At 33.5% G+C, this 538-nt stretch carries 1 protein-coding gene; it reads right to left on the bottom strand.

Going from position 1 to position 538, the window contains the following annotated elements:
- Window positions 1-538, bottom strand: a 538-nt coding sequence (locus IE142_RS40355) for an FIVAR domain-containing protein (protein ID WP_191889519.1), incomplete at both ends; no start/stop codon positions are given.

Here is a 538-nt window from a genome sequence, read left to right as displayed (position 1 = left end):
AGATTTTTCAGAAGTAATTTCTTGAGTTGTAGCATCCCCATTATCAATCACTCTTTGTGCAGATGTAAGTGCTCTTTCAGCTTCACGTTGTTTGTCATTATAATTATTAATTGTTTGTTGTGTCATACCTTGTGTTTGAGGTATGTCATTTACAGCGTCTTGTAAACGTTTTTTAGCTTGTACAAGTTCTGAATTATTTTCTTTTGGTTGAAGTAAAGCAATTGCTTGATTCACTTTAGGTTGAACAGTATTTATTTTATTTAAAGCGTCTCTAACTTGTTCAACGGAAGGATTGGTGTTTCGCAAAGTACTACTTGCATCCGCTTTAGCTGTATCTAATTCTTTTCTAATATTTGAAATGGCTTCATTATAGCGTCTTACAGATGCTGGCTTTTTATCATTTGTTAAAACATCTCTATTTAACGTATCATAAGCGCTTTGTAACTGTGACTTATCAGCACGTAAGTTGCTTTTAGCTTCAACATAATCTCTCTGTGCCTGTTCAACTGTGTTTTTAGCATCATTAATTTGTTGGGAT

The sequence above is a fragment of the Streptomyces mutabilis genome, assembly GCF_014649815.1.
GTDB lineage: Bacteria > Actinomycetota > Actinomycetes > Streptomycetales > Streptomycetaceae > Streptomyces > Streptomyces mutabilis.
Note: the sequence above shows the minus strand (reverse complement) of the source record. Positions and strands in the feature narration are given on the sequence as shown.